General features: G+C 72.0%; 28 protein-coding genes. 12 read left to right on the top strand and 16 right to left on the bottom strand.

Features of this window, described 5'->3' with window-relative positions; genetic code table 11:
* Positions 1 to 8 precede the first annotated feature (8 nt).
* Entirely contained in the window at positions 9 to 344 is a 336-nt protein-coding gene (locus ACIBO8_RS24630) for a YnfA family protein (protein WP_396117617.1), read from the top strand.
* A 37-nt stretch (positions 345 to 381) separates the two neighbouring features.
* The gene (locus ACIBO8_RS24625) at positions 382 to 843 is read left to right on the top strand and encodes a VanZ family protein (RefSeq protein WP_396117616.1); all 462 of its coding nucleotides are present in this window, start codon (positions 382 to 384) and stop codon (positions 841 to 843) included.
* On the opposite strand, the gene ACIBO8_RS24620 is transcribed toward ACIBO8_RS24625, so the two are convergent.
* Positions 758 to 1,633, bottom strand: coding sequence for an alpha/beta hydrolase (locus ACIBO8_RS24620; protein WP_396117615.1), 876 nt, complete (start codon positions 1,631 to 1,633; stop codon positions 758 to 760). The two genes, ACIBO8_RS24625 and ACIBO8_RS24620, sit on opposite strands and share 86 nt — an antisense overlap.
* A gap of 75 nt (positions 1,634 to 1,708) precedes the next feature.
* Here ACIBO8_RS24620 and ACIBO8_RS24615 point away from each other — a divergent pair, with 75 nt between their 5' ends.
* A complete protein-coding gene (locus ACIBO8_RS24615) occupies positions 1,709 to 2,044 on the top strand; it encodes a winged helix-turn-helix transcriptional regulator (RefSeq protein WP_396117614.1) in 336 nt (111 codons plus the stop codon).
* Here ACIBO8_RS24615 and ACIBO8_RS24610 read toward each other — a convergent pair.
* A complete protein-coding gene (locus ACIBO8_RS24610) occupies positions 2,033 to 2,842 on the bottom strand; it encodes a hypothetical protein (RefSeq protein ID WP_396117613.1) in 810 nt (269 codons plus the stop codon). The genes ACIBO8_RS24615 and ACIBO8_RS24610 overlap by 12 nt on opposite strands.
* Before the next feature lie 216 nt (positions 2,843 to 3,058).
* Between ACIBO8_RS24610 and ACIBO8_RS24605 the strand changes: the two genes are divergently transcribed.
* On the top strand, positions 3,059 to 4,009 hold the full coding sequence (locus ACIBO8_RS24605; protein ID WP_396117612.1) for a GlxA family transcriptional regulator: 951 nt from the start codon (positions 3,059 to 3,061) through the stop codon (positions 4,007 to 4,009).
* 11 nt (positions 4,010 to 4,020) lie between these two features.
* On the opposite strand, the gene ACIBO8_RS24600 is transcribed toward ACIBO8_RS24605, so the two are convergent.
* Together ACIBO8_RS24600 and ACIBO8_RS24595 are read right to left on the bottom strand one after the other, a co-directional pair.
* Positions 4,021 to 4,233, bottom strand: a complete 213-nt coding sequence (locus ACIBO8_RS24600; RefSeq protein ID WP_396117611.1) for a hypothetical protein — start codon at positions 4,231 to 4,233, stop codon at positions 4,021 to 4,023.
* 77 nt (positions 4,234 to 4,310) lie between these two features.
* The gene (locus tag ACIBO8_RS24595) at positions 4,311 to 5,681 is read right to left on the bottom strand and encodes a protein kinase (RefSeq protein ID WP_396117610.1); all 1,371 of its coding nucleotides are present in this window, start codon (positions 5,679 to 5,681) and stop codon (positions 4,311 to 4,313) included.
* 78 nt (positions 5,682 to 5,759) lie between these two features.
* Here ACIBO8_RS24595 and ACIBO8_RS24590 point away from each other — a divergent pair, with 78 nt between their 5' ends.
* Together ACIBO8_RS24590 and ACIBO8_RS24585 are read left to right on the top strand one after the other, a co-directional pair.
* Positions 5,760 to 7,364, top strand: coding sequence for a CocE/NonD family hydrolase (locus tag ACIBO8_RS24590; RefSeq protein WP_396117609.1), 1,605 nt, complete (start codon positions 5,760 to 5,762; stop codon positions 7,362 to 7,364).
* A 54-nt stretch (positions 7,365 to 7,418) separates the two neighbouring features.
* On the top strand, positions 7,419 to 8,711 hold the full coding sequence (locus ACIBO8_RS24585) for an NAD(P)/FAD-dependent oxidoreductase (RefSeq protein ID WP_396117608.1): 1,293 nt from the start codon (positions 7,419 to 7,421) through the stop codon (positions 8,709 to 8,711).
* Here ACIBO8_RS24585 and ACIBO8_RS24580 read toward each other — a convergent pair.
* From ACIBO8_RS24580 to ACIBO8_RS24570, 3 genes are read right to left on the bottom strand one after another with little or no spacing between them, the layout of a single operon-like run.
* Positions 8,671 to 9,045: a nuclear transport factor 2 family protein gene (locus tag ACIBO8_RS24580; RefSeq protein WP_396117606.1), complete on the bottom strand. Its 375-nt coding sequence runs from the start codon at positions 9,043 to 9,045 to the stop codon at positions 8,671 to 8,673. The two genes, ACIBO8_RS24585 and ACIBO8_RS24580, sit on opposite strands and share 41 nt — an antisense overlap.
* Positions 9,042 to 10,220, bottom strand: a complete 1,179-nt coding sequence (locus ACIBO8_RS24575) for a serine hydrolase domain-containing protein (RefSeq protein ID WP_396117605.1) — start codon at positions 10,218 to 10,220, stop codon at positions 9,042 to 9,044. Before ACIBO8_RS24575 ends, ACIBO8_RS24580 begins: the two co-directional genes overlap by 4 nt.
* A gap of 33 nt (positions 10,221 to 10,253) precedes the next feature.
* Entirely contained in the window at positions 10,254 to 11,213 is a 960-nt protein-coding gene (locus ACIBO8_RS24570; RefSeq protein ID WP_396117604.1) for a zinc-binding alcohol dehydrogenase family protein, read from the bottom strand.
* Between the two features lie 75 nt (positions 11,214 to 11,288).
* Between ACIBO8_RS24570 and ACIBO8_RS24565 the strand changes: the two genes are divergently transcribed.
* Both ACIBO8_RS24565 and ACIBO8_RS24560 read left to right on the top strand, forming a co-directional pair.
* Positions 11,289 to 11,675 (top strand): winged helix-turn-helix transcriptional regulator, encoded by a 387-nt coding sequence (locus ACIBO8_RS24565; protein ID WP_396117603.1) that lies wholly within the window; start codon positions 11,289 to 11,291, stop codon positions 11,673 to 11,675.
* Positions 11,672 to 12,142, top strand: coding sequence for a hypothetical protein (locus ACIBO8_RS24560; RefSeq protein WP_396117602.1), 471 nt, complete (start codon positions 11,672 to 11,674; stop codon positions 12,140 to 12,142). Before ACIBO8_RS24565 ends, ACIBO8_RS24560 begins: the two co-directional genes overlap by 4 nt.
* A gap of 34 nt (positions 12,143 to 12,176) precedes the next feature.
* Here the strand turns inward: ACIBO8_RS24560 and ACIBO8_RS24555 are convergent, their stop codons facing one another.
* From ACIBO8_RS24555 to ACIBO8_RS24540, 4 genes are all read right to left on the bottom strand, one after another.
* Positions 12,177 to 12,533, bottom strand: coding sequence for a hypothetical protein (locus tag ACIBO8_RS24555; RefSeq protein WP_396117601.1), 357 nt, complete (start codon positions 12,531 to 12,533; stop codon positions 12,177 to 12,179).
* A gap of 67 nt (positions 12,534 to 12,600) precedes the next feature.
* Complete coding sequence (locus ACIBO8_RS24550) at positions 12,601 to 13,080, bottom strand: hypothetical protein (RefSeq protein WP_396117600.1); 480 nt, start codon at positions 13,078 to 13,080, stop codon at positions 12,601 to 12,603.
* Complete coding sequence (locus tag ACIBO8_RS24545) at positions 13,077 to 14,006, bottom strand: pentapeptide repeat-containing protein (RefSeq protein ID WP_396117599.1); 930 nt, start codon at positions 14,004 to 14,006, stop codon at positions 13,077 to 13,079. The genes ACIBO8_RS24550 and ACIBO8_RS24545 overlap by 4 nt, the downstream gene beginning before the upstream one ends.
* A gap of 76 nt (positions 14,007 to 14,082) precedes the next feature.
* A complete protein-coding gene (locus tag ACIBO8_RS24540; protein ID WP_396117598.1) occupies positions 14,083 to 14,754 on the bottom strand; it encodes a TetR/AcrR family transcriptional regulator in 672 nt (223 codons plus the stop codon).
* A gap of 96 nt (positions 14,755 to 14,850) precedes the next feature.
* Here ACIBO8_RS24540 and ACIBO8_RS24535 point away from each other — a divergent pair, with 96 nt between their 5' ends.
* Positions 14,851 to 16,863, top strand: a complete 2,013-nt coding sequence (locus ACIBO8_RS24535) for an acyl-CoA dehydrogenase (protein ID WP_396117597.1) — start codon at positions 14,851 to 14,853, stop codon at positions 16,861 to 16,863.
* A 7-nt stretch (positions 16,864 to 16,870) separates the two neighbouring features.
* Here the strand turns inward: ACIBO8_RS24535 and ACIBO8_RS24530 are convergent, their stop codons facing one another.
* A complete protein-coding gene (locus tag ACIBO8_RS24530; RefSeq protein WP_396117596.1) occupies positions 16,871 to 17,893 on the bottom strand; it encodes an NADPH:quinone reductase in 1,023 nt (340 codons plus the stop codon).
* A gap of 104 nt (positions 17,894 to 17,997) precedes the next feature.
* Here ACIBO8_RS24530 and ACIBO8_RS24525 point away from each other — a divergent pair, with 104 nt between their 5' ends.
* Both ACIBO8_RS24525 and ACIBO8_RS24520 read left to right on the top strand, forming a co-directional pair.
* Positions 17,998 to 18,786: an arylamine N-acetyltransferase gene (locus ACIBO8_RS24525; RefSeq protein ID WP_396117595.1), complete on the top strand. Its 789-nt coding sequence runs from the start codon at positions 17,998 to 18,000 to the stop codon at positions 18,784 to 18,786.
* 41 nt (positions 18,787 to 18,827) lie between these two features.
* A complete protein-coding gene (locus ACIBO8_RS24520; protein ID WP_396117594.1) occupies positions 18,828 to 20,108 on the top strand; it encodes a hypothetical protein in 1,281 nt (426 codons plus the stop codon).
* Between the two features lie 45 nt (positions 20,109 to 20,153).
* Here the strand turns inward: ACIBO8_RS24520 and ACIBO8_RS24515 are convergent, their stop codons facing one another.
* The 4 genes from ACIBO8_RS24515 to ACIBO8_RS24500 form a co-directional block, all read right to left on the bottom strand.
* Positions 20,154 to 21,362: a cytochrome P450 gene (locus ACIBO8_RS24515; RefSeq protein ID WP_396117593.1), complete on the bottom strand. Its 1,209-nt coding sequence runs from the start codon at positions 21,360 to 21,362 to the stop codon at positions 20,154 to 20,156.
* Complete coding sequence (locus ACIBO8_RS24510; protein WP_396117592.1) at positions 21,359 to 23,008, bottom strand: class I adenylate-forming enzyme family protein; 1,650 nt, start codon at positions 23,006 to 23,008, stop codon at positions 21,359 to 21,361. Before ACIBO8_RS24510 ends, ACIBO8_RS24515 begins: the two co-directional genes overlap by 4 nt.
* A gap of 18 nt (positions 23,009 to 23,026) precedes the next feature.
* Entirely contained in the window at positions 23,027 to 24,595 is a 1,569-nt protein-coding gene (locus tag ACIBO8_RS24505; protein WP_396117591.1) for an AMP-binding protein, read from the bottom strand.
* Between the two features lie 128 nt (positions 24,596 to 24,723).
* A complete protein-coding gene (locus tag ACIBO8_RS24500) occupies positions 24,724 to 25,719 on the bottom strand; it encodes an acetamidase/formamidase family protein (protein ID WP_396117755.1) in 996 nt (331 codons plus the stop codon).
* A 202-nt stretch (positions 25,720 to 25,921) separates the two neighbouring features.
* Here ACIBO8_RS24500 and ACIBO8_RS24495 point away from each other — a divergent pair, with 202 nt between their 5' ends.
* On the top strand, positions 25,922 to 26,578 hold the full coding sequence (locus ACIBO8_RS24495) for an NADPH-dependent FMN reductase (RefSeq protein ID WP_396117590.1): 657 nt from the start codon (positions 25,922 to 25,924) through the stop codon (positions 26,576 to 26,578).
* Positions 26,579 to 26,696 lie beyond the last annotated feature (118 nt).

Below are 26,696 nucleotides of genomic sequence, written 5' to 3'. Positions count from 1 at the left end.
TGGGGCGCATGCCCGTCCTGCGCTCCATCGCCCTGTTCCTGCTCGCGGCCCTCGCCGAAATCGGCGGGGCCTGGCTCGTCTGGCAGGGCGTACGGGAGCACCGCGGTCTGCTCCTCGCCGGCGCCGGCGTGATCGCCCTCGGTGCCTACGGCTTCGTCGCCACCCTCCAGCCGGATCCGAATTTCGGCCGGATCCTCGCGGCCTACGGCGGGGTGTTCGTCGCCGGTTCCCTCGGTTGGGGGATGCTGGTCGACGGGTTCAAGCCCGACCGCTGGGACCTGATCGGCGCCGCACTGTGCCTGCTCGGCGTCGGCGTCATCATGTACGCCCCCCGGAGCGTCTGAAGCCGTGATTTCTCAGATGCCCTAGCGTTGAAGAATCATGTGGCGGCGCGCGACGGTCGGAATCCTGCTTCTGTACGCCGCCGCGGTCGTCGCCATCACGATCTTCCCGATCCGGGTGCATCCGGCGTCGTACTGGGCGGGCGAGCCGTTCATGACGATGGTGCACTGGATCCCCGGCGACGTGGACGCTCCGAGTTTCACCCTGAACGTCATCATGTTCATCCCGTTCGGCGTCCTGCTCCCACTGCTGTGGCCCGCGACCGACGGGCTGCGGGCGATCGGCCTGCGGGCCCTCGCCGCGAGTGCGGCGATCGAGTCGGTGCAGCTGGTGCTCGGCCTCACCCTGGGAAGCCGGCGCACCATCGACGTGAACGACCTGATCGCCAACACCGCCGGGGCGCTGGCCGGGCTGCTCATCCTGCGGCTGGCGGTGCCGTCCGCGGAGCATCGCGCAGGTGCCTGTGCAGGAAGTCCGCGGTCACGTCGGCCGCCCGGGTGACGAACGGCGCGACGTCGTAGAAGTCGATGTGCTCGCGGGCGTCCAGCCACTCCAGCTCCTTGTCGCCGGGGGTGGCGGCGTACATCGCCTCGGCCAGCTCCGGGGAGCAGTAGTCGTCCTTGCGGCCGTGCACCACCAGCAGCGGCGTCTCGGTGAGCAGCGGCGCGGCGCCGAGCGCGTCGAAGGTCATCAGGGAGTGCAGGGAGCCCGTCGTGACCCGGTTCTCCCACCGGTCGGCGTGCCCGCGGGCGGTGCCGTAGTAGGCCCAGGGTTCGTCGCCGCCCATCGCCGCCGGGCCGTTCTCCGGTGCCACCGCGGGCAGGAACTCGTCGTACGCCGCCAGGAAGCCGCGCAGCGCCCCGCGGTAGGCGATCGGGTCGCGTGCGAACCAGGCCGGGCTGTTGTACGCGCCGGCGATACCGGCCACCGCGCGTACCCGGGGATCGGCCGCGGCGGCGCGCACCGCGTAGCCGGCGCCGAGGCAGACGCCCACGACCGCCACCCGATCGCGGTCGAGCAGGCTCACCGCGGCCCGCAGGTCGGCGAGTTTGCCCTGGCTGTCCTCGTGCGCGCGGCGGCCCTCGCTGGCGCCGAAACCGCGGTGGTCGAAGGCCAGCGTCGTGAAGCCGCGCCGGGCCAGCTCCTCGGCGTAGCGGCCCACGACCTGCTCTTTCACGCCGGTGAACGGGCCGGTCAGCACGACCGCCTCGGCGGCGTCGCCGCGCAGGGTCCCGGCCAGCGTCAGGCCGTCGGCGGTGAAGGTCACGTCTTCGGTACGGATGTCGGTCACGTACCGACGTTAGGCTCGGCGCAGAGCGCTGCCCAGAAGGCACTTCGCGGTGCCCATTGTCGTACGGGAGTCAACGTGGCACTGGTCGTCCCGGACGTGCTCGAGGAAAGCTGCGTGACCCGCCAGGCGCTGGAGCGGCTCGCCGCGAAGTGGCGGGTGCTGCTCGTCTACGCGCTGCTGGACGGCCCGCACCGCCCGGCCGCCCTGCGCCGGCGGCTGCCCGGCATCACCCAGAAGGTGCTGACGTCCTCGCTGCGCGACATGGAGGCGGACGGCCTCGTCTCCCGGCACGTGGTCAAGGAGGAGCCGCCGCAGCACGTCGAGTACGCCCTCACGCCGCTGGGCCGGACGCTGGAGGAGCCGCTCGCCGCGATCTGCCGCTGGGCGCTGCACGCCGGCTCAGATCAGTAGGTCCGGCTCCACCTGGTGAATCTTGACCGGCATGCCGTCGGGGGTCTCCACGTGCAGGCGGGTGCCGAGGTCCGGGTCGACGGCCAGGCGTACGACGGCGACACCGCGGTCGCGCAGCATCTTCTCGAGGCGCTCGAGCGGCATGGTCGCCGAGAAGTTGAGCTCGACGGTGCTCTCCCCCCGGGCCGGGTCCGGCGGCCTGGTGACCAGCCCGATCTGGGCGGTGCCGACCTGCATCAGCACCCACTCGCCGTCGCGGTCGCCGTGGACGATCTCGCCGCCGAGCCGCTCGTAGAAGGCCACGGCGTCGGCCATCTCGGCCACGTGGACCATCGGCTGCAGCTGGAGGCCGGGCAGCAGGGGACGCGGTGAGGGAACCCGGGCGACGCCGCGTTTGGGCAGGTCCGAGCGGGGGGAGGGGACGGGCTGGGCGGGCTCGGCCGCGGGGGAGTGCGGGGCGACGGTGGGTTGCGGCCGTTCGGTCGCGTCTTGCGCCGGAGTCGCCTCGGCTTCGGGCTGCGTCGCGGCCACGCCGCGGGCGTCGTCGTCGCCGGCGGTGTCCTCCGGCGAGGATCCGGCCGGGTGGGTCAGGAAGGGCGGGGGGATCGGGCGCGGGTCGGCGGGGCTGGCCTGCGGGCCGGTCTGCGCCGGGCCGGCCTGTGCGGGGCTTGCCGAGGCGGGGCGGCGCGGACCCGGGGTGCCGGCCGCGGGCGCGGTACGGGCCGGGGGCACGGCAGGGTGCCGGCCCCGGTCGTTCGCCGTCTTGCCACCGGCGGTCACCGGTCGTTCCTTGGCCATGGCGGACTCCTGATCGGGCAGCTGTGGCGCCGGCGGAAATGCCGCCACCGAGAGGCTCAACGACCCGTACCGCTCATCGATTCATTTCCCGCCGGACCGGCCGAGGTGCGGATCCGACGAACGATCAGAAGTGCCCTGATTTCGGACGTGCCAATGTGTGGCCGGAACACGATAGGCCGACGGATTCCCGCCACCGCGCGGCTACGCTGTCCGGCCATGCACATGGTGGCCGTGCTCGCCCTCGACGGCGTCGTCGCCTTCGATCTCGCCACGCCGCTCGAGGTCTTCGCCCGGATCCGGCTCGCCGACGGGTCACCCGCGTACGACGTCCGGGTCTGCGGCGCCGGGACCGAGGTCGACGCGGGCTCCTTCGTCCTGCGGCCCCGCTACGGGCTCGACGTCCTCGGCGTGGCGGACACGATCATCGTGCCGGGAATCGTGGACGTCGCTGTGCCCGTACCGGAAAAGGTCGTGAGCGAACTACGTGCGGCCGCGGCGCGCGGCACCCGGATCGCCTCCATCTGCGCGGGCGCGTTCGTGCTGGCAGCGAGCGGCCTGCTCGACGGACGGCGAGCGACGACGCACTGGCTGGCGGCCGCCCGGCTGGCTGAACGCTTCCCGGGCGTGCAGGTCGACCCGGCCGTCCTCTACGTCGATACCGGACAGGTGCTCACCTCGGCCGGCGCGGCCGCCGGACTCGACCTCTGCCTGCACATGATCCGCCGGGACCACGGCTCGGCGGTCGCGGCGGACGCGGCCCGCCTGTCGGTCATGCCGCTGGAACGCGAGGGCGGCCAGGCCCAGTTCATCGTGCCGGAGCAGCCGCCGGCGCCGCGCGGCTCCAGCATGGAGACGCTGCTGCGCTGGCTCGAGGAGAACGCCGGCCGGAATCTGACCATGGCGCAGATCGCAGCGCACGCGGGGATGAGCACGCGTACGCTCAACCGCCGCTTCCGCGAGCAGACCGGGACGACACCGCTGCAGTGGCTGCACCTGGCGCGGATCCGCCGGGCTCAGCACCTGCTGGAGACCACCGCGGACGGCGTGGACCGGATCGGGGTGCGGGTCGGGTTCGGGTCGCCCACGGCGTTCCGCGACCGGTTCAAGCGGGTCGTGGGTACGAGCCCGCACGCGTACCGCCACGCGTTCCGGGCACGCCGATCATGACCGGCGCCGGGTCAGCGGTCCGGAGCGACGTACTTGAGGCCGGGATGCCGGCTCAGCATGCGTTCGCGCTCCGCCTCGCGCGCCCGGGCGGCAGCGAATCCCGGCGCCAGCACGCCCCAGAAGATCATGGTCAGCCCGGCCAGCCAGGCCCACCCGGGAATCACCGCGTGCGGGCCGACCAGGGCGCTGACCCACGCGTACACCGGGTCGATGTATGCCTCCATCACGCCTCCTTCCATCGGACCGGCCTCCAGTATCGGCAGGCCACGGGTCCGGCTGAGGAGTTCGGGCGGCCGATCGATCAGGGCGGGAGGGTGGCCAGGACCGGGACGCCCGCGACGCAGGTCACCCGCATGCGGATCCGGCTCGGGCCGTGGGCGAAGACCACCGCGGCGGTGGGCGCGGGTCCGGGATTGACCCGTTCGACCTTGTACGGGTCGACGGCCGCCCAGGCGACGAGCGTGACGCGGCCGGCCGGGTTGCATCGGGCGGTCACGGTGCCCGCGACGGAGCGGAACGTCGCGGTCGATGCGGGCGGCCGGGACGTGCTCGGCGACGCGGCCGGCGAGGTCGTACGTTGGGCCGGCGAGCTGATGGGCGTGGTAGGCGTCGTGGGAGCCTTCCTGGTCGTGGCGGCTTCCGTGACGGCCGGTCGCTTCGGCGGGGGAAGCGGACGGGCGGACACCACCGTGGGCGGCGCGGCTGCCGGTACGTCGTCGCCGCCGCCCCCTTGCGCGCCCCGGGGGAGCAGCGCCCACGTCGTACCCACCGCGGCCAGCGCCACCGCAAGGCCCACGGCCATCAGCCTCCCGCCATGCCGGGAAGCCGCGGCGGCCGGCGGCGGAGTCTCGGGGCGGACGACCGGATCCGCGCCGAGGACCTGCGCGACCTCCGCGGCGCTGGGCCGCTCGAGCGGATCCTTGCGCAGGCACCGGTCGACCAGCCCGGCGATCTCCGGCGCCACCCCGGGCAACGGAGGCAGCGGCACCGGCTCCACGGTGACGTGGGCGGTCAGCATCTGCGTGGTGGTGTCGACGGCCCAGGGTGACTCGCCGGCAAGCAGGCGGTAGAGCAGCACGCCGAGGGCGTACACGTCGGATGCCGGCTCCACCGCGTCGCCGGTCAGCCGCTCCGGCGCCAGGTAGGCCGGCGTGCCGAGCAGCTCCTCGTCCGGCTCGGCCGGGCCGGCGGCGGCCGCCAGCCCGAAGTCGACGACCTTGACGCCGTCGGCGGTCACCATGACGTTGGCCGGCTTGATGTCGCGGTGCACCAGGCCGTGGGCGTGTGCCGCGGCGAGCGCCGCCGCGACCTGCGCGCCGATCCGGCAGATCTCGCGCGGGTCCAGCACGCTGTGCCGCGCGCGATGCTGCAGCGTGACGCCGTGGACGAGCTCCATGACCACGTACGGGACGGGCACGCCGTTCTGCCACGCCTCGCCGTAGTCGTACACCTGGGCGATGTGCGGATGGGAGAAGGTGGCGGCGGCGCGCGCCTCGTCGCGGATGCGGGACCGGGACGCGGCGTCCCCGGCGTACCGTCCGGCCAGCAGTTTGACCGCGACCGCGCGCCCCAGGACCTCGTCGCGGGCGCGCCAGACCACCGCCATGCCGCCGCTGCCGAGCCGGTCCAGCAGGGTGTAGCGGTCACCGAGCCTGCGCAGCTGCACCTCCACCCGAGGCAGTCTGCCTTCCCGGACGCGCAAACGCACGACCCTCTTGCGCTGGGCACCGCACCCACTCAGGATGGGGCGGTGCCCCGGCCGCTGATCTCCCTGCTGGGGCGCGCACTGCGTCTGCCCCCGCCCCGGACGACGTACGAGGTGAACCACGACGTCGCCATCCCGATGCGCGACGGTGTGGTGCTGAGGGCCGGCCACTACGCCCCGGCCGGGGAGGCGCGGGGCACGGTGCTGGTGCGCACCCCGTACGGCCGGGGACTGCCCGCCTCGCTGGTGCAGGGCCACATGCTGGCGGCGCGCGGCTACCACGTGGTGGTCAGCAGCGTCCGCGGCACGTTCGGCTCCGGCGGCACGTTCGTCCCGATGGCGCAGGAGGCCGCGGACGGGCAGGACACGGTGGCGTGGCTGCGGACCTGCGACTGGTTCGACGGCCGGCTCGCGACGCTCGGCGGCTCGTACCTCGGCTGGACGCAGTGGACGCTGCTGCAGGAGCCACCGCCGGAGCTGCGTACGGCCGTCATCTCGGTCGGCCCCCACGACTTCCGCAGCGCGGTCTACGGCACCGGCGCCTTCACCCTCGGCGACTTCCTCAGCTGGAGCCACCAGATCGCCGGCCAGGAGGAACGCGGCCTGCGCCGGATCCGGAACCTGGCCACGGCGGCCCGCCGCATCCGCCCCGGCCTGCAGCGGCTCCCGCTGGCCGACGCCGCGGAGCCGGTCCTCCGCGGCCGCGCACCCTGGTACCGCGAATGGCTGTCCCACCACGAGGAGACCGACCCGTTCTGGGAGCCGATGCGGGCCGGCGTGGCCCTGGACCGCGTGACCGTGCCGGTGATGCTGATCAGCGGCTGGCAGGACCTGTTCCTGGACCAGACCCTCGACCAGTACGCCGCCCTGCGCGCCCGGAACCTCGAGGTGTCGCTGCTCGTGGGCCCGTGGACGCACATCGGCGTGGCGACGAAGGGTGCACCCCGTACGGAACCCGCCGCCCTGGCGTGGCTGGACCGCCACCTCGCCGGCGACCCGGGGACGCCCGCGGCGGTGCGTATGTTCCGCACCGGGGAGAACAAGTGGCACGAGCTCGCGGACTGGCCACCGCCGACGACACCGCGGCGCTTCGCCCTGGGCACCGGCGGCACGCTCGGCAGCGTCCCGGCCGCCGAGCCCGTGTCCTTCCGGTACGATCCGGCGGACCCCACCCCGTCGGTGGGCGGCCGGGTCCTGTCGGGCTCGATGGGCGTCCGCGACAACCGCGCGCTCGAGGCCCGCGCCGACGTCGTCACCTTCACCACCCCGCCGCTGACCACGAACCTCGACGTGGCGGGAACGCCGGTCCTGGACTTGGCGCTGTCGCTCGACAACCCGCACGCGGACGTGTTCGCCCGCCTCTGCGACGTGGACCCGGCCGGGCGGTCCCGGAACTTCTCCGACGCGCTGCTCCGGCTCGACCCGGCGGTGCCGGCCGGCTCGGTGCAGCACGTCACCCTGCGGCTGGACCAGTGCTTCCACCGGCTACCGGCGGGCCATCGGCTCCGCTTGCAGATATCGGGCGGCGCGCACCCGCGGTACGCCCGGAACCTCGGCACCGGCGGCAGTCCCGCGTACGGCTCGGACACCGCCCCTTCCGTGCACACCATCCACTGCGCCGAATCGTCGTTGACGGTGCAGACCTCGTGAAGGTGTGGTGAAAGGCGCCGCGACCCGGGCCTGACGCCGTTACCTTCGGCGGCCATGGAGACTCCGGACGTACTCGTCGTCGGTGCCGGCCTGGCCGGTCTGCACACCGCCCGGCTGCTGGCCGAACAGGGCTTCGACGTCCTCGTGGCCGAGCGGCGGCGCACCCTGGAATCGGGCATCCGGACCACCGGGATCTTCGTCCGCCGGACCCTCTCGGAATTCGCGCTACCGCCCGGGCTTCTGGGGCCGGCGATCCGGCGGGTGGTGCTCTACCCGCCGTCGCTGCGCCGGCCGGTCGAGCTGGAGAGCAGCCGGGACGAGTTCCGGGTCGCGGACATGGCAGGGGTGTACGCGTGGGCGCTGGCCCGGGCGACGCTCGCCGGGGCGCGGGTGCGGCTCGGTGTCTCGTATCCGGTGGAGGGGGTGCGGGCTCGGTTCACCATCGGGGCGGACGGAGCCCGGTCCACTGTCGCCCGTCGGCTCGGGCTTGATGTCAACCGGCGCTTCATCGTGGGGGCTGAAGAGATGTATCCGGTGGCCGGTGGGGATCGGGCGCCGACGTTCCACTGTGTTGTGGACCCGCGGATGGCGCCGGGATATCTCGCGTGGGTGGTGGATGACGGGCGGCATGCGCATGTCGGGCTGGCTGGGCGGCCGGAGTGGCTGGTGGAGCCGTTGCCTGCGCTGCTGCGGAGCTTCGGGGAAAGCTTCGGAATGCCTCCGGCCGCGCCGGACGTGACGGGCGGGCTGGGCTTCGGCACGGAAGGGGTGGGCGCTGGCACGGGCCGGCCGAGCGTGCCCGGCGGGCTGGGTGCGTCGGGTGGGCCGCGCGTGCCGGGCGGGCTGGGCGCGCTGGGTGCCGAGAGGGGTGGGCTGGCGGCAGGGTCGAGAGCGGTGCGGGATGGGATGGGCGCGGTGGGGGGCGGTTCGGTGCGGCGGCGGGGTGGGCCTATTCCGGTCGGTGGGGTGCTGCGCCGGCTTGCCTGCCCGGAGGGGCTGCTGGTCGGCGATGCCGCGGGCGCGGTGTCACCGCTGACCGCCGGTGGGTTGGATCCGTGCTTGCGCCTGTCGGAGTTGGCCGCGGCGGTGACCGGCGATTATCTACGCAGCGGGGATCCGGGCATGCTGCGGCACTACGACGGGGCGGCGCTGCGGGCGCGGTTCCGCGGGCGGCTCGTGCTGCGCCGGGCTTGGTCCGGAGTGCGCTCCCGGGCCGTCGCCGAGGCGTCCTTCGTGCTGCTGCGAACCCCGTCCGGGCGGGCCGCGGCGGCGCGTTTGTTGTTCGGGGACGGGTCCTTCCCGGACGCTATGCCTCGGCGGGCGGGTGTTTCATGTACCACTCGGTGAACTGGCGGGCCTGGCCGGACTGGTCGAGGCGCAGCACCCACATGTTGCTGTATGTCCGGGGCGGCGCCGTGGTGTAGTGGGTGGTGGCTTCGATGATGGCGAGGTCGTCCGTGACGATCAGCGGGTGCCATTCGAAGGTGGTGGTGCCCGGGGCGTCCCGGTGCTCCAGCCAGCCGGCCACGATCGCCTCGCGGCCGCGCCAGGGGTCCGCCCAGGGTTCGGTGAAGTAGGTGGCGTCCTCGGCGAAGAGGTCGGCGACGTCGGCGGGGTCGTTCGACTCCCAGGCGACGCGGTATTTCTGCACCCACGCGGTCACTGCGTCGAGGTTGGTCATGGTGTCGGCTCCTGCCCTGCCGGCGCGTGTGCCAGCCGGCCGAACTCCGTGAGGGCTCCGCTCCACAGGAAGTCGCTGACCTGCGTGAAGGCGATGGCCGTGAGGTTCTCGTGCGGGTCGTTGTACCAGGTGGTGCCGTAGCCGCCGGACCAGCCGTACCGTCCTGGGCCGGAGACCTCGTCGGTGGCGACCGTGACGGCCATGCCGAGGCCCCAGCCGGAGCCGTTCAGCAGCACGCCCGCCGACTCTATCTGGGCCGGAGTGAGCCGGTTGGTCGTCATCAGCTGGACCGACTGCTCCGAGAGCAACCGGGTGCCGCCGTGCACGCCGCGGTTCAGCAGCATCCGTGCGAAGGTGTGGAACTCGTCCACCGTGGACACGAGGCCGCCGGAACCCGACGGGAACACCGGCGGGGTGCTCCACACGTCGGGGCCCGTGTCGGTGCGCTCGGTCATCGTGCCGGTGCCGGGGTCCGTCGCGTAGTAGCCGGGCAGCTCGCGGGCCCGCTCTTCGGCCAGCCAGAAACCCGTCTCGCGCATGCCCAGCGGGTCGAAGAGGCGCTCGCGCAGCACGTCGCCGAGGGGCTTGCCCGCGGCGCGCGCCAGCAGCACGCCCAGCACGAGGGTGCCCGCGTTGTATTGCCACTTCTCGCCCGGCTGCAGCATCAGGGGCAGCGTGCCGAACCGGCGGATCCACTCGTCCGGGTCGTGGGGGATGCGCGGGTCGGGCGGGCCGAACCCCAGCTGGAGCTCGTCCGCGGCCTGGTTGATGGGCCAGGGCGGGTCGAACTCCGGCTCGGTGATCATGCCGAATCCCATGCGGAAGGTCAGCAGGTCCTCCACCGTGACCGGCCGGCGCAGCGGGACGGTGTCGTCCAGCGGGCCGTCGATGCGGGCGAGGACCCGCTGGCCGGCCAGCTCGGGCAGCAACCGGTGGACCGGCTCCTCCAGGTCGACGAGGTCGTCCTCGACGAGGATCATCGTGGCGGCGGCCAGGACGGGCTTGGTCAGCGACGCGATACGGAAGACGGTGTCGCGGCGCATCGGCGGACCGCCGTCGAAGAACGTGGTGCCGATCGCGTCGGCACGCACGTCGTCGCCACGGGCGACGAGCGTGACGATTCCGGGGAATTCGCCACGCTCGACGCGGGACGCCATCGCCTCGTGCAGCTTCATGGCGACCACCTTGCCAGGTGCCTCCGACAAAAATCAGAAGCCGCCGAGGACCGTCTTGCCGATCGCCGACCCGGACTCCACCACCGCGTGCGCCCGGCGCAGGTTGGCGGCGTTGATCCCGTCGATCCGCTCGGTGAGCGTGGTGTGCAGGACTCCCTTGTCGACCAGCTCCGCGACCTGCTTGAGGATCTCGTGCTGGGCGGTGCTCGTGGGGTCGTACAGGGCTCGGGTGAACATCAGCTCCCAGTGCCAGGCGATGCTCTTGGACTTGAGCGGCCGCAGGTCCAGGTTCGGTTCGTCGATCGCCACCACGGCGCCGAAGGGTCGCAGGATCCGGGCGAAGGTCTCCACCATGCCGGCCGAGTGCGGGCTGAACACGTAGTCCACGCCGTCGGGCAGTGCCGCCGCCAGATCCTCGCGGTGGTTGACGACGCGGTGGGCGCCCCGCTCGAGGACGTGGCGGCGGGATTCCGGGCGGGACGCCGTACCGATGACTTCCAGATCCGTGAGCTGCCGGGCCAGCTGGACCAGGATGGAGCCGACGCCGCCGGCGGCGCCGAGCACGAGCAGGGTGCCGGTGCTGGTGGCGTTCAGCCGGAGCCGGTCGAAGAGCGCCTCCCACGCCGTCAGGGCGGTCAGCGGGAGCGCCGCCGCCTGGGCGAAGTCGAGGGACGCGGGCTTGGGGCCGACGATGCGCTCGTCGACCAGGTGCAGTTCGGAGTTGGTGCCCGGGCGGGCGATCGAGCCGGCGTACCAGACCTCGTCACCGGGGCGGAACAGGGTGACGGCCGGGCCGACGCGTTCGACGACACCGGCCGCGTCGTACCCGAGGATCTTGGGTTCGGCGCTTCCCGCCCGTACCTTCACATCCACGGGATTGACCGAGACGGCCCGGACCCGGACGACCAGATCGTGGTCCGCCGGTTCCGGCACGGGAAGTTCGAGGTCGAGGAAATCGTCGCGGTAGCCCACCGCTCGCATGAGTTCAGCCATGCCGGCGAAGCTATTCGGTACGCCCTAGTTACCGTCAAGGGACACTAGTTCCCGATGGGTACTACGATGGTGCGCATGGCACCCACCTCCTGCGGCCGTACCCACGACGTCTACGACGCATCGTGCCCGTGCCGGCACATGCTGGATCTGCTGGCCAACAAGTGGAGCGCGCTCGCGCTGGGCGCCCTGGAGAACGGCCCGCGCCGCTTCGGAGAGGTGCGCGCGAAGCTCGACGGGGTCAGCCCGAAAGTGCTCACCGCCACACTCCGGCGCCTCGAAAAGCACGGCCTGATCGACCGTACGGTGTATCCGGCCGTGCCGCTGCACGTCGAGTACTCGCTCACCCCGCTCGGCCGCGACGCCTGCGAGCCGCTGGCCGGGCTGCGCCGCTGGGTCGTCGACAACATCGACCGGTTCCCGGAGAAGGTTCTGTCGGACCCCGGGGTTAGCGTCGTCCCATGACCGCACAGTGGCGCCACCTGCCCGCCCCTGCCCGTCCGATCGCCGCCGCCACCGCGGCTGCGGTGCACGCGGCCCACGAGCACGACCGGGCGGCCCTCCTGGAAGCGGTGGCCGAGCTCGGCGCGCAGGACCAGGTCCAGGCAGGACTGATATTGGGTACGGCGGTGCGCCTCCTGCTCGAGTCGGCCCACCCGGACGGCCTCGACGCCGGCGACGTACGCACGGTGCTGGAGCAGTGCGTGCGGTCGGCTGTGCCCTGGTGCCCGGAGGTCGACCCGCAGGTGGTGCTCTACCTGCTGGCGGGCGCGCTCGGGGTGTGGGAGGACGACGGCTCGCCCGCGCCGAAGCCGGACGCGCTGGGCCTGCACGCGGCGCTGCTGCTCGCCCATCTCGGCGGCGGGCGGGCGATGACGGAGGTCATGGCGGAGACGCTGGCGGAGATCCAGCGTGCTCAGCTCAACGACTAGGCCTCAGCAGGGGGGCCGGCTGCGTCGGTAGCTGTCACAGGGCCTCCGCAGCTTCCGCGATGGTTGCAGCGGTCACCGGCTCACGTGTGTCGTCGTCCCAGACGACCGCACCCAGCGATTCGGCGGTGGGAAGGAGTTCGTTCAGCACCGCCAGGCAGGCGCTCACCGCGGGTCCTTCTCGGCTGCCGGCGTCGGCGGTGGCCTCCAGTTCGAAGCCGGCGATGCCGCCCGGATGCTCCACGATCGCGACCTCCACGAGCAGGTGTTCGCTCTGGGCGACCATCTCGTCGAACGGCTCCGTGTCGGCCTCCTCTGGCGAACCTACGACGATGTCCAGGCCAGCGTCTCGCAGGGCGGCGGCGACGGCCGTGACGGCGGCCGGCGCAGGCATGAGGCGGCCGATGGTGGTAGTCGAGGGTCCATGGCCCGGCGAAGATGGTGACGGAGTGGCCCAACCTTCAGCCCTTCCGGGCGCCGGATGGAGTGCCGAGCCACAGGCGGTGGAGTTCCTCGAGGCGTCCGTCGCGTTCGTCGCCTTCCAGTGCATTACTCGCGGTTGAGCCGATGATTCGGATCGGTGGGAGGTCGTCGCCGAATCCGAGCAGGACCGGGACGTTCTGGTCGAGGTATCCCGTGACCCTCGAACGGCCCGTACCCCAGCGCACGTCGGGTGGTCCTCCGGCGAGCAGAACCTCCGCCCAGTAGCGGGCGATGGCGTCGATCAGCCAGATCGTTTCGTCGCTGAAGCGTTCGAAGCCGATGCCTCTCGGGTCCGGAAACCACGTCGGCAGGCGCGATTCGTCGACCGCTTCGCCGGCGTGGCGCCATGCGACTCGGACGCGGGCCCAGGCCCAGAGCGGAGGAAGGCCTGCGCTTCGGCCTTGGTCATGATCTGGAAGTTGGCCATGCTTCTCCGCCCTTTCGTGGCGCGACTTCAAGCAGGCGGCCGGCCGTCGGGCCACTTCGTCGTCGCGTCCCAGTGCGCCCCGTCGAGGCGTGCCGCGCCGAGGTTGCGGGCGCGCAGGTCGGCACCCCGGAGGTCTGCGCCGCGCAGGTCTGCCCCCGTGAGATCAGCCTCCATCAGGCAGGCGCCGGGCAACGCCGAGTTGACCAGGTAGGCGCCGGCCAGATTGGCGTGCCTCAGGTCCGTGCCCTTGAGGTCGCTGCTGTTCAGCGTGACGCCAGGCAGCCAGGCGCGGGCGAGATTGGCGTAACGGATCTGCGCACCCGTGAGATCCGCACCGCCGAGGTTGACGCTGCGCAGGTCCGTCCGTGACAGGTACAAGCGCCGCGATCGCGGCGACGGTCGCCGGCGGCCCAGCACACTCATCGCTGCCTGGACGTCCGGTGCACGCACGTACAGCCACGGCACGGCCATGTCGACGTCGGGGTGCGTCGGGCAGTCGGGTGCACCGGCATGCCATTGCGCGTGTCGGCGTACGAACCCCGCGACGAGGTACTGGATCGGGAGCCGGTCGACGGGTGAGCTGGCAGCGACCTGTTCCAAGGTGTAGATGGCGCCGATCCGGACGTCGGAGTTGGCGCTGCCGAGGTGCTCGACGGCGCGGGAGAACCGGTCGGTGATCTGTCCGTCCCGGCTGATCTGCACTTGTCGCCAGGTGGCGGCCGCGCCGACGATGACCAGTATTCCCGCCAATCCCTGCAGCAGGCTCGTTCGCACCTCGTTCTGGAGCTTGGATTGCGCCTGCTGCAGCTCGATGCGGGCCCGAGGGTCCGCGACGCCGGCCAGGGAGGACGCGGACAGCGGCGGATAGAGAAGGGGCGGAATGCTCCACAGGCCGACGACCAACGTGATGGCCACTGCTCCGACGACGGAGGCCAGCCGCAGGTTGGATCGGATCATTGTCCTTCTTCCCGGCAAGCAGGAGACGCCAAGATGACACACGAGGCGCGGGCCCGCTGTCAGCCGGGCGACAACGTCACCCGCTCGGTCCGGGAGGCGGTTTCCAGCGGTCGGTGTCGCCGACCGGGGTGAGCTCGCCGGCCGGGTCGAGCGGGCGCCCGATGTGGTCCAGCAGGTCCGCGAAGATCAGCCAGACCTGGGCGGCGAGCCGGTCGTTCAGCGCGGCCCGGTCCAGCTCCTCCGGGTGGTCGAACCACCACAGGATGCTCGCGTCCACCATGCCGATGACGCCGGCGACGACGTATGTCGGCGGCCGGATGTCGTAGCCGGCGGCGCGCAGGTAGGCGACCCCGGCGCGGCTGAGTTCCGGCACGGCGGCGAACTGTCCCAGCCGGGCCCGGAAGCGGTACAGGTGGGGATGGTCGACGGCCCATTCCAGGACCCGGCCGATGATGCCGTGCACGACCTTCGGCGGGGTGCCGCGGGCGGTCAGTGCCGGGCGGATCCAGGAGCTGAGCCGGCGTGCGACCAGCCGGGCGACCTCCTGGTCCAGGTCGTCCTTGCTGGCGAAGTGCCGATAGACGTGCGGCCGCGGGAGGCCCGCCTGATCCGCCACCGCGCCCAGGCCGGCGCCGCTGCCGTGTTCCTCGATGGCGCGTACGGCCGCCTGCACGATCTGCTCCCGGCGGCGGGCGCGTTCGTCCGCACCCCGGCCGGCCCGGCGCGCGGCGATGGTGTCGCGTCTCACCGCCGCATCGTTCACCCGGCCACTCTAGCTGGTACAGTCTGTACCCACGCTCGGGTACAGGGTGTACCCAACCGGTCAGCAGCGAAGCGAGGGACCATGACCAGTTCCGTGCCCGGCTCCGTCGACCCCGCCCGGCTGCAGGACGTGCTGGACGGCCGGTGGGCGCACATCCGGCAGGCTGCGCGCACGGAGCTCGCCGGCGACCGGTTCACCGCGGTGTACGGCGAGACCGGGGAGCAGGCCCGCGAGCGCGTCACGCGGCTGCTCGGCGAGCTCCCCGTCGACCTCGGCGTCACGCTGGCCTTCCCGACCGAGTACGGCGGCAGCTTCGACCCCGGCGGAGCCGTCGTGGCCGGTGAGATGCTGGCCCACCTGGACCTCTCGCTGCTGGTGAAGGCGGGCGTGCAGTGGGGCCTGTTCGGTGGTGCCGTGATGGCCCTGGGCACGCGGCGCCACCACGACGCCTACCTGCGCGGCATCATGTCCGCCGACGTCATGGGCTGCTTCGCGATGACCGAGACCGGCCACGGCTCCGACGTGCAGCAGCTGCGGACGACCTGCACCTACGACCCGCGGACGGAGACGTTCGACCTGCACACGCCGCACGAGGCGGCCCGGAAGGACTACATCGGCAACGCCGCCCGGGACGGCCGGATGGCGGTCGTGTTCGCCCAGCTCGTCACCCCGAGCGGCCGGCACGGCGTGCACGCCTGGCTCGTGCCGATCCGGGACGCGGACGGCCGGCCCATGCCCGGGGTGACCATCGGCGACGCCGGGCCCAAGGCGGGGCTCCTCGGCGTCGACAACGGCCGGCTGTCGTTCGACCACGTCACGGTGCCGCGGGAGATGCTGCTGGACCGGTACGGCCAGGTCGCGGCGGACGGCACGTACACCAGCCCGATCGCCAACGACACCCGCCGCTTCTTCACCATGGTCGGCACGCTGGTCCGGGGCCGGGTCACCATCGGCGGGGCGGCTTCCTCCGCGGTGAAGAACGCCCTGACCATCGCGATCCGGTACGGCGACACCCGCCGCCAGTTCACCGCCCCCGACGCCGAGCGCGAGGTCGTGCTCAACGACTACCTCGCCCACCAGCGCAAGCTCCTGCCGGCCCTGGCCACCACGTACGCGCTGCACTTCGCTCAGGAGGAGCTGGTCGCCGCGCTGCACGAGGTCCAGACCGCCGACGGGCCGGTGGACGACCACCGCCAGCGCGAGCTGGAGTCCCGTGCCGCGGGGCTCAAGGCGGCGCAGACGTGGCACGCCACCCGCACCATCCAGATGTGCCGCGAGGCCTGCGGCGGGGCGGGATACCTGGCTGAGAACAGGCTTCCCGCGCTCAAGGCCGACACCGACGTCTTCACCACCTTCGAAGGCGACAACACGGTGCTGCTGCAGCTGGTCGCGAAGGGACTGCTCACCGGATACCGGGACGCGTTCGGCTCCCTCGACGGCTGGGGCCGGGCGGCGTTCGTCGCCGAGCAGGTCCGCGAGATGGTGCTGGAGCGCACCGCGGCCCGGTCGCTCGTCGAGCGTCTCGTCAACGCCGTACCGGGCCGCGACGACCAGGTCGCCCTCACCGACCGCGGCTGGCACCTGAAGATGATCGAGGACCGGGAGCGGCACGTCCTGGAGGGTGTGATCCGGCGGCTGCGCCGGGGTGCGGCCACGAAGAAGGACCAGCCGTTCGCCATCTTCAACGACGTACAGGATCACGTCATCAAGGCCGCCGAGGCGCACATCGACCGGGTGGTGCTCGAGGCCTTCGTCGCCGGCATCGAGCGCGCGACCGACCCGGCCGCGCGGGCGCTGCTGTCGCGGGTGTGCGACCTCTATGCCCTCAGCACCATCGAGGCCGACCGGGGCTGGTTCCTCGAGCACGGCCGACTCACGCCGGCCCGGTCGAAGGCGGTCACCGCGGTCGTCAACGACCTGCTGCGGGAGCTGCGGCCGTACACGCGCACCCTGGTCGACGCGTTCGCCATCCCGGACGCATGGCTGAACTGCGCGATCCTGCGCGAGGAGCCGGGCCGCCAGGAGGCCATGGCGGAGCACGACACCGCCGTCCGCGCCACCGCCACCGACCTGGAGATCGTCCCGGCCCAGTGACGCGCGGTCAGGCGATGTCCACCAGGACCTTGCCGACGGTGCCCGACTGCACGGCGTCGTGCGCGTCGCCGGTCCGCTGGAGCGGGAAGCGGGACAGCGGCAGCCCGGCCTCCTCGCCCACGGTCAGCGCACCCGCCGCCGCGGCTTCGGTGATGTCGGCGACCGCGAGGTCCTTGTAGGCCCCCGGCATGGTCAGCACGAGCACGAACTGGAAGCGCACGTTGCGCCCGATCACCAGCCGCGTGGGGAACGTCAACTTGCCGTCGCCCTCGGTGCCGTACGCGGCGATGGTGCCGTTCGGGGCCAGCACCTCGGTGTCGAGGTCGATGTTCGCGCTCGGCGCCACCTCCACGATCAGGTCGATCCCCTGGGGCGCGGCGGCGCGCACATCCGCCGCCGCGGTGTCCGCCCGGTAGTCGACGGTGTGGACGGCGCCGGCGGCCTCGGCGAGCTTGGCCTTCTCGGCGCTGCTGACCGTCGCGATCACGGCGGCCCCGGACCACGTGGCCAGCTGGATCGCGGCGTGGCCGACGCCTCCGGCGCCGCCCGCGACGAGCACGGTTCGCCCGTCGAGGCTTCCGGGGCCGAGCCGCTGCGGGCCGTCCTGGATGGAGAGCAGGCAGCGGTGGGCCGCGATCGCCGGGATGCCGAGGGTGGCGCCGACCTCGAACGAGACATCGGCCGGCAGCGGTACGGCGTGGCGCTCGGGCACGACGACGTAATCGGCGGCCGTGCCGTGGGGGCGATGCCAGGCCGCTTCCCACAGCCATACCCGCTCGCCGACACGCTCCCGGCCGACCCCGGCACCGACGGCGTCGATCACGCCGCTGCCGTCGTGGTGCGGGATCACCTCGGGGAACATCAATGCGCCGTTGCGGTGGCCGTACAGGCGGGATTTCCAGTCGGCCTGGTTGACGCCGGAGATGACCACCCTGACCCGGACCTCGCCCGGGCCCGGCTCGGGTACCTGCCGGTCGACGAATTCCAGCACGTCGCGGCTGCCGGCCGACGAATACACGATCGCCTTCATGCGGTGGAGGCTATCCACCGATTCCACGATCGACAATGGACTCCGCGCGGTGCTGTCAATGTGAGGGATGCCTCGTGGCGAGCGCCCCCCATACGCTTTCACGGATGTACGGCATCGATGTTTACCTGCGGCGCCTCGGAATCGACGATCCGGTTCCCGACCTGCCGACCCTCGTCGCACTGCACAAACGACACATGGAAACGATTCCGTTCAGCAGCGCCGGGTCGCTGGCCGTACCGACGCGCAACGGCGAGACCGTCGAGCTGGTCGACCTCGACGAGGACGCGACGTTCGACTCGGTGGTCGCGGCCGGCAACGGCGGTGGCTGCGTCCAGATGACCCGGCTGTTCCTGCGGTTGCTGCGCGACATCGGGTACGACGCCGACCTCATCGCCGGCACCACGGCGGAAGGGCTGGAGTCCTACGGCGTCGAGGTCGAGCACATGCTCATCCTGGCCCGGGTCGAGGGCGATCCCTGGTTGGTGGACATCGGTTACGCAGGGCCTTCCTTCATCGAGCCGCTGCGCCTCGACACGGCCGGGCGGGACCAGACCCAGTACGGCTGCCGGTACGGCCTGGCCGACGACGGAGACGGGGTCCTGCTGCGACGCCGTCCGAAGCTGGGGCAGTGGAGCACGGTCTACCGGTTCACCCCCGAGACCCGCGACCGCTCCGAGTGGGCCCCGGCCGAGAAGGCGGTGAACGCCGCGCTGGCGGCCGCCGGTGAGGGCGGCACCGAGCTGTACAGCCGGGCGGTTCCCGACGGCCAGGTGGTGCTGAAGGGCAGGCGCTACCTGACCGTGCGAGCCGGCATCGAGAAAGCCCGCACGATCGTCGACGACGCCGAATGGCACGCGCTCCGGGCCGCCATTCTCTCCGGCGACATCGGCTGAACGGAAAACCTCGAAGGAAAAGTGACAGGGGAGGAAAGGGCATGCGCCGGAAAATAGCCCGGTCGGAACGGATGTACGTCGGCGAGATCAGGACGCAGGCATTGTCGATCTGCGTGGTCCGCGGCGGCGTCGACGCGGAACTGCTCGATGCGGCGTTCAGCGCCGTACTGGCCGAACAGCGGCCGCTGCGCAGCCGGATCGAGAAGGACGGGGAGGACTACTACCTCAGCCTGCTCGAGCCGGACGAGCTGCCGCACCTGCGCGTACGGCAGAACGAACCCGGCGCGCAGCTGCAGGAGTACAACACGCCGCTGCACCTCGGCGGCCCGCTCGCCCGTGCCGTGCTGCTGACCGGCTCCGACGCGGACACGGTGATCTTCGGTGTCGATCATGCGATCTGTGACGGCCGCAGCTCCACGTCGTTCTGCTACCGGGTCTGGCAGCGCTACATCGACATCCAGACCGGCACGTACTCGCCGCCCTCGGCCGATTCGCAGCAGTGGTATCCGTCGCTCGACGAGCTGCTCCCGCCGCGTACCGAGGCGGAGCTGGACGCGTACGTCGAGGAGCGGCTGAGGCGAGCCGAGGGCGCGCCGGTGGCCGCCCTGCCGTACCTGGCGGCCGGGTCCGCGGCGGACGTGCCCGCCGACGGCGTCATGACCTCGCGCCGGCTGTGGCTGACCGAGTCCGAGACCGACGGGCTGCTCGCCTTCGCCAAGGATGCCGGGGTGTCGGTCAACGGACTGGTCGCCGCGGCGCTCCTCGCGGCCGTACGCAACGGTCTCCCGGCGGAGAAGGCCGACCACCGGCTGTCGCCGTTCTGCACGGTCGACCTGCGGGACCTGGTGACCCGCCCGGTCAGCCGCGAGGCGATGGTGCCGATGGTGTCGTGGTTCCGTGACCTGCTGGACGTGCCGGCCGACGCCGACCTGGTGAAGCTCGGCCACCGCTTCACCACCGAGCTGCGTGCCGGGATCCAGCGCGGTGACGCGGCGATGGAGATGCAGGCACTGGACCGGCTGCTGCAGCACCCGCAGCTCTGGCCCACCAGCCTGGTGCTGGCCAACGTGGGAAAGATCGCCGGCCCACCGTCCCCGCAGGGGCTGGAGATCGTCGACATGACCAAATTCCCGCTGTCCAGCCGGTGGATCCCGGATGCCGGTGAGGGTCCGCTGCTCGCCTCGCCGACCACCATCTACGGCCGGTTCAGCCTGGAGATGCCGTACAGCACGCAGTGCTTCTCGGCGGAGCAGATGGACGCGATCCACGATCACATCCGGGCGTCCCTGCTGGAATGCGCCGACCGCGCGCCGAAGCGCTGACAAGGCGTGGTCGGCCGGAGGATCTCCGGCCGACCACGATCGGCGTCAGTACCGGACCGGAAGCCGCAACAGACCCAGCACCGGGGTACGCAGACGCACCGGCACCTTCTCCAGCGGTACGTCCAACGCGAGGCCGGGCAGCCCTCGCAGCAGTGTGGACAGTGCCTCGGCGAGCACCATCCGGCCCAGACGCTGGCCGACGCACGCGTGCACGCCGTACCCGAAGGCCAGATGACCGGAGGCGTCCTGGCTCACGTCGAGGCGATCGGGGCAGGCGAACTTGGCCGGGTCGCGGTTGGCGGCCGGCAGGGCCACCGTCACGGTGTCGCCCTCGCGGATGAGCTCGCCGCCGAGCTCCACGTCCGCGAGCGCGGTGCGGAAGATCTGGAACTGATTCACCGTCGTGTAGCGCAGCAGTTCCTCGACCGCGCCCTCGACACCCTTGGTGCCACCGGTCTCCGCGGCCGCACGGACCGCGTCCAGCTGGTCCTGGTGGTGCAGCAGCGCCAGCAACGACGACGCGAGAGCGCCCTCACAGCTGGCGAAGCCCGCCGCGAAGACGATCAGCAGCATGTTCGTGATCTCGCGGTCGGTCAGGTCCTGCACCGCGGCCAACCTGCCGATGATGTTCTCGCCCGGGGTGATCCGCGCCGTACGGACGAGGTCGAGCAGGTAGAGGAAGGCCTGCGTACCGGCCGCTCGCTCGTCCTCCAGGCTGGTGTCGTCGTCGTTCGCGCCGTCGGTCAGCGCCGCCAGGATCGAGCTGCCCACGAACGGGACACCCAGCACGTCGCACAGCACGTGGAGCGAGAGCGGCCGGATGTAGTGCGGCAGGAGGTCGACCGGTGAGCCCTTCTGGCGCAGCTCGGCCAGCTGCTCGGCGGCCAGCTCGGTGATGCGCGGGGCGAAGGCCTCCATCGCGCGCGTACCGAACTCGCTGCTCAGCAGGTTGCGGTAGCGGGTGTGGTCCGGGGGGTCCATGTGGATGAAACCACCGGGCACGATCGGTACGGACGGGAAGATCTCGCCCTTCTTGGTCACCGGGGCGTGCGTGGTGTGGAATCGGTGGCTGAACGCCTGGCTGCTGAGCACTTCCCGGGCCAGGTCGTGACTCGTCGCCAGCCAGCCGATGTGCCCGTCGGGATACTCCATGCGCGTCAACGGCCGCGTACGGGTCAGCTCGTGCAGCACCTCGGGCGGATCGAAGGGTTCGGTGCGATCCCAGTGCTGAAGGTACGAGATCGGCTGGGTCATGGTCTGGCTTCCTCCCTCATGCAGACGGTGTCGTTCCGCTCGCCGGCGGCTTGCACGCGGAGTGCCTGCCGGTCCACCTTCCCGGCGGGGCCGAGGGGCAGGACGGGCAGCACCAGCAACCGTTCCGGGAACTTGCGAGGCTCCATCCCGGACGCCGCGAGGTGCGCCGTCAGGTCGGCCAGGGTGAGCTCCGCGGTGGTCGCGACGCAGGCGCAGACGCGCTCGCCGTACAGCGGGTCCGGCACCGGCACGCAGGCCACGTCGCGCACGGCCGGGTGCGTGATCAGCACCGACTCCACCTCCGCGGGGCTGATGTTGAGGCCGCCCCGGATGACCACGTCCTTGCGCCGGCCGACCAGCGTGAGCCGGCCCTCGGCGTCGAACACGCCGAGGTCCCCGGTCAGGGTCCAGCCGTCGGGGGTACGCAGGGAGCGGTCCAGGTCAGGGGAGTTGACGTAGCACATCGGCGACATGGGACCGCGTGCCACGACCTCGCCCGTCGTACCGGTCGGCACCTCGACCCCGTCCGGGCCGACGACGCGGATGTCCACGACGGCGGGATCCGGGCGGCCGACGCTGCTGTCGTAGCCGCCGAGACCGTTGTTGCACGAGACGCCGTCGGCCGAGCCGTACAGGGTCACGACGGCGCAGCCGAGGATCTCCCGGGCGCGTCGCGCGGTGTCCGGGTCGAGCGCGGAGCCGCCGAGCACGACCGCTCGCACGCTGCTCAGGTCGGTGTCGTGGATCGCCGGGCAGTCCAGCAACATGCGCAGCATGGTCGGCACGCCCAGCAGATGGGTGGGGCGATCCCGGGCGATGGCCTCGAGGGTCGCGACCGGGTCGAAGGCGGGCCGCAGCACCAGGGTGGCCCCGAGGGCGGCGAGGGTGACCGGGGTGCCGCTGGAGCCGAAGGCCGAGGCCAGCGGCACGAGGAAGAAGTTGCGCATGGCGCCGGGTCCGTCGTGCAGCCCGGCCATCATCGCGCCGCGCCCGCCCGCCAGGGCGTTGTGGGAGTACAGCACCATCTTCGGTTCCGCCTCGGACCCGGAGGTGACCAGGATCCGGACCGGCCCGTCCGGGTCGATCGCCTGGGGGACGAACTCGCGGGGGTTCGCGGCGAGCAGCGCATTGATCGGTACGCAGCCCTGCACCCGCTGGTCGCCGACCACGATGACGGCGCGCAGGGCGGGCAGCGCCCCGGAGTGCTCACGGATGCGCGCGGCGCAGGGGTAGCCGTGGTGGTCGTCGACGGTGATGACCGCGACGGCCTCGGACCGGCGGAGCAGGCTCTCGGCGTCGCGGTCGCCCCGGCCGAGCGGGAACGGCAGCACGATCGCGCCGACGGCGGCGACGGCGAGGTCCACCGCGCAGGCCAGGCGGCCGCTGGGCAGCTGCACCGCCACGACGTCGCCGGCGCCGATGCCGAACTGCGCCAGCCCGGCGGCCAGGCGACGGGTCAGCTCGTCGAGTTCGGCGTAGCTGAAGGCACCCTCGGCGTCGAGCACGGCGGGCGCGCCGGGATTGCGCTCGGCGTGGCCGCGGAACAGGGAGTACAGGTCCCGGTCCGGGTAGTAGCCCGCGGCGGCCCAGGCCCGGCGCAGGTGAGCGGGGACGTGGTCGAGGTGCCGGGTGGCGGTACGGTTCACGCGAACCTCCATGGTTCGTTAGACGCGGGAGACGTCCCGGCCGAAGGCGGCGTGGGCCCGGTCCCGCAGCTGGGCGCGGTCCGGCTTGCCGGGTCCGACCACCGGCAGCTGCTCGCACAGCTCGATCACGGCCGGTACGTGGTTGTCGGTCAGCGCCTCGGACACGTGCCGGCGCAGCTCCTCGACGTCCACTTCGGCGCCGGGCCGGGGCACGACCGCGGCGTAGATCTGCTCCACGCGGTCGGCGTTCTCCACGCCGCACACCGCGGCCTGCGACACTCCCGGAGCCTGGTTGAGGACGCGCTCGACGGCCTCCGGGTGGATCCGGATGCCCTTGACCTTCATCATGTCCGCGAGCCGTCCACTGAGGTGCAGGTAGCCGTCGGCGTCGAGGCGCGCGAGGTCGCCCGTACGCACCCAGCCGTCCCGGATGATCTCCGCCGTCAGGTCCGGCTCGTGCCAGTAGCCGGCCGTCAGCCAGCGCGGGACGGCACACACCTCGCCGACCTCGCCGGGCGCCACCTCAGCGCCGGTCTCCGGGTCGCGGATGCTCAGCGCCGCCGGGTTCAGGGGGCGGCCGACCGTGGCGCACCGGCCGAGGTCGTGGTGGTCGTCCGGCGGCAGCATGCTGATCACGCCGGTCTCCGTGGTGCCGTACACCTGCAGCAGGATCGGGCCGAAGATCTCGAGGGCCTCCCGCAGCCGCAGCGGTGCCGCCGGGCTGCCCGTGTAGATGATCTCGCTGAGGCTGGACAGGTCGGTGTGCGGCCGGTCGGGGTGGGTGGCCAGCGCGTACACCTGCGGGGTGCCGAGGATGAGCCGCCCGATGCGATGGCGGGCCACCGCCTGGAGCACCGCGCCCGCGTCGAACCCGTGGTGGAGCGCGACCAGGCCACCGGTGATGAGCGTGTCGTCCGCGCCGAAGCCGCTGGAGTGGGTCAGCGGCGCGGTGATCAGCAGACTCACCCGCCCGCTGCGGGCCAGCGCCGAGGTCGCCATGTCGTTCTTGACGCCGAAGGTCCAGCAGACGCCCTTCGGGCGGCCGCTCGACCCGCTGGTCTGTGTGATCATCGCGAGGTCGTCGTCGGTGAGCTCGGGGTCCGTCTCGACGTCCCCCTCGGGCCCGGCCGTCAGGTCGACGGTGTCCGGTCCCGCGGGTCCGAGCACGGCGAGGACCGGCTTCGTGTCCGCGGCGGTGAGCAGGTCCCGCGCCCGTTCCGCGTTCTCGACGTCGACCGCCAGCATCCGGGCTTCCACGTCGGCGACGATGGCGCGCTGCTGCTCGAGCCGCAGCTCGTCGTCGGGGCTGACGGCGTTCATGCCCCGCAGGTGCGCGGCCGCGGCGCCCAGCAGATTGGCCGCCCACCGCAGGATCAGCGTCGCGGCGGTGTTCGGCTCGGTCAGGATGCCCACGACGTCACCGCGGGCGATGCCCTCCCGGCGCATCACCCCCGCGGCCCGGCGCGTGGCCGCGGCCAGCTCCCCGGCGGTGAGGGTGACGTCGCGGCTGATCACCGCGGCGCGATCCGGGTCGGCGTCGAATTGGGTCAGCAACTGCCGGACGTAATTCTCGTGAGTCGTACTCATGGACCCGGTGCCGTCTTTCTCGTTCGGACGTCAAAAGGCTTGATAAAAGGGTTGTCGAGGGAGCCTGAACGGAGGCTAACGCCGCTGCTCCGCCCTTCCATCCCTCACCTTGACAGCACCCTTGCCGGTCAGGATCCGGGGCGCAGCCAGCGGTCGACGCGGGCCCGGACGTCGTCCGGGAAGATGTCCTTGCGCAGCAGTCCGTGCACGCCCTTGGGTGGCATGGGCACGTCGACGTGGTGGGCCTCGGTCTGGTCCGCGTACTGGGTGATCCGGAAGCTCGCGGCCATGCTGCAGAGCGCGTGCGCCTCCGCCGGGCTGACTCCGGACGCGGCGCTGAACCAGCCGATCAGCCCGCGCAGGCAGTCCACCAGCGCGGCCTCGAGGCTGTCGGCCAGCCCGATGCCGACCCAGTGGGTGGCGGTCTCGGCGAGCGGCCGCGTCAGGCCCACTCCCTTGTGGAGGTCGTAGCGCATCCGCAGCCGCTCGGCCGTGGACTTGAGTGCCGTCTGATCGACCAGCCCGTCGCCCTGCAGTGCGTGCACGTCGCCGATCCAGATCCGCGCGCCCGGCTTGGCCACCGGGAGGAACAGCGACGATCCCACGGTCAGCTCGGGAAGGGCGAGGTTGCCGCCGTGATCGCCACCGATCAGGGCGCTGACCTGCTCATCACCCTCCGGTTCGACCGCGATGATGCCGGCGAACGGGTCCAGCGGCAGGGTGATCCCGTGCACGTAATCGGCCCGGGTGCGGGTCTCGTCGAAGCGGAAGTCGTGGAAGTACGGCTTGTCGAAGTCGTACGGCAGCGCGCCCGCCCGGGTCGGGAAGGCGTTCGCGCCCCAGTCGTGCAACCGCAGCTCGACCAGCCGGCACTCGACGACGTCGCCGGGCTCGGCGCCGACGACCTCGACCGGACCGATGATCTGGAAGGGGCAGCCCGGGTACTGCTGGCGCAGCCGCGCGCGCTCGGCCGCCGGCATGCCGTAGCGCAGCTGGTTCTGCCAGTTGGTCCAGGTGTCGGGATAGAGGACCTCGTCGCCGGATTCGATCTTCGCGACCGGCGACGCACCCGGGTCGAGGACTCCCGCCCGGACCGTGGCCAGCGTGGACTCGACCGTATGCATCGTCACGGCGGCCAGGCTAGGGAGGAAATCGCAGGCCGGGCAAGCAATTCGGGGCCGGTGCGGGCAAGACTGTCAACCTGACGGATGCGGGGCGCAACGCATTTACTACGATAATCACCGGAGAGCGTCGGCGAGAAAAAGGATCTTGACTTTCGCCGGTGCCTCGATCATTTCGGACAGCAGGCCCGATCACCTGAAGAATGTGAGTGGTAGGTTGCGGATTCTCGGCGTTTCCGGTTCGCTCCGCAAGGAATCGTTCAACACCCGGCTCCTGGCGGCACTGCGGCCGTTGGCCCCGGAGGACATGCAGATCGACGTCTTCGACGGACTCGGCGATCTGCCTCTGTACAACCAGGACCTGGACCTTCGCACCGGCGCCCCGGACGCGGTCACCCGGTGGCGCAATGCGATCACCGAGGCGGATGGACTCATCATCGTCTCCCCCGAGTACAACGGCTCGATCCCGGGTGTGGTCAAGAACGCGATCGACTGGGCGTCCCGCCCCATGGCGAACGCCGCCCTGCACGGCAAGTGCGTGCTCACCATGGTGGCCACGCCCGGACGTGGCCTGGGCCGCAACGCCTTGACCGACCTCGGCCGGGTGCTGCACGACACGCACGCCCACGTCATCAGTGGACCGTGGGTGGTCCTCACCGAGGCCGGCGACAAGCTGGTCGACGTCGAGGACGAGGAGAACGGTCAGCTCACCCCGACGATCGCCGACCCGATGGCCAAGGGCATCGCCGGCGTCCAGCTGAACGCGCTGGCGGCCGCGATCAAGGCCGACGCCGGGGAGCACGCCGTGGCGCCGCTGCGGGCCTTCTTCGAAGCCGGCCGGCGCATGCGGAGCGGTGCCTGAGGCGGTAGCACCACCCGTCCTTTTCCGGGCGGTGAGACGACAGCATCGGCTGTGGTTTCACCGCCCGTTCCTTTTATCAAGCTGAGGGATGTTCTCCTCCCGGCGCCGCTTTAGCGTG

This window comes from Actinoplanes sp. NPDC049681 (assembly GCF_044465265.1).
Lineage (GTDB): Bacteria > Actinomycetota > Actinomycetes > Mycobacteriales > Micromonosporaceae > Actinoplanes.
The sequence above is the reverse complement of the archived record's forward strand: the minus strand, read 5'-3'. Positions and strand labels throughout refer to the sequence as shown.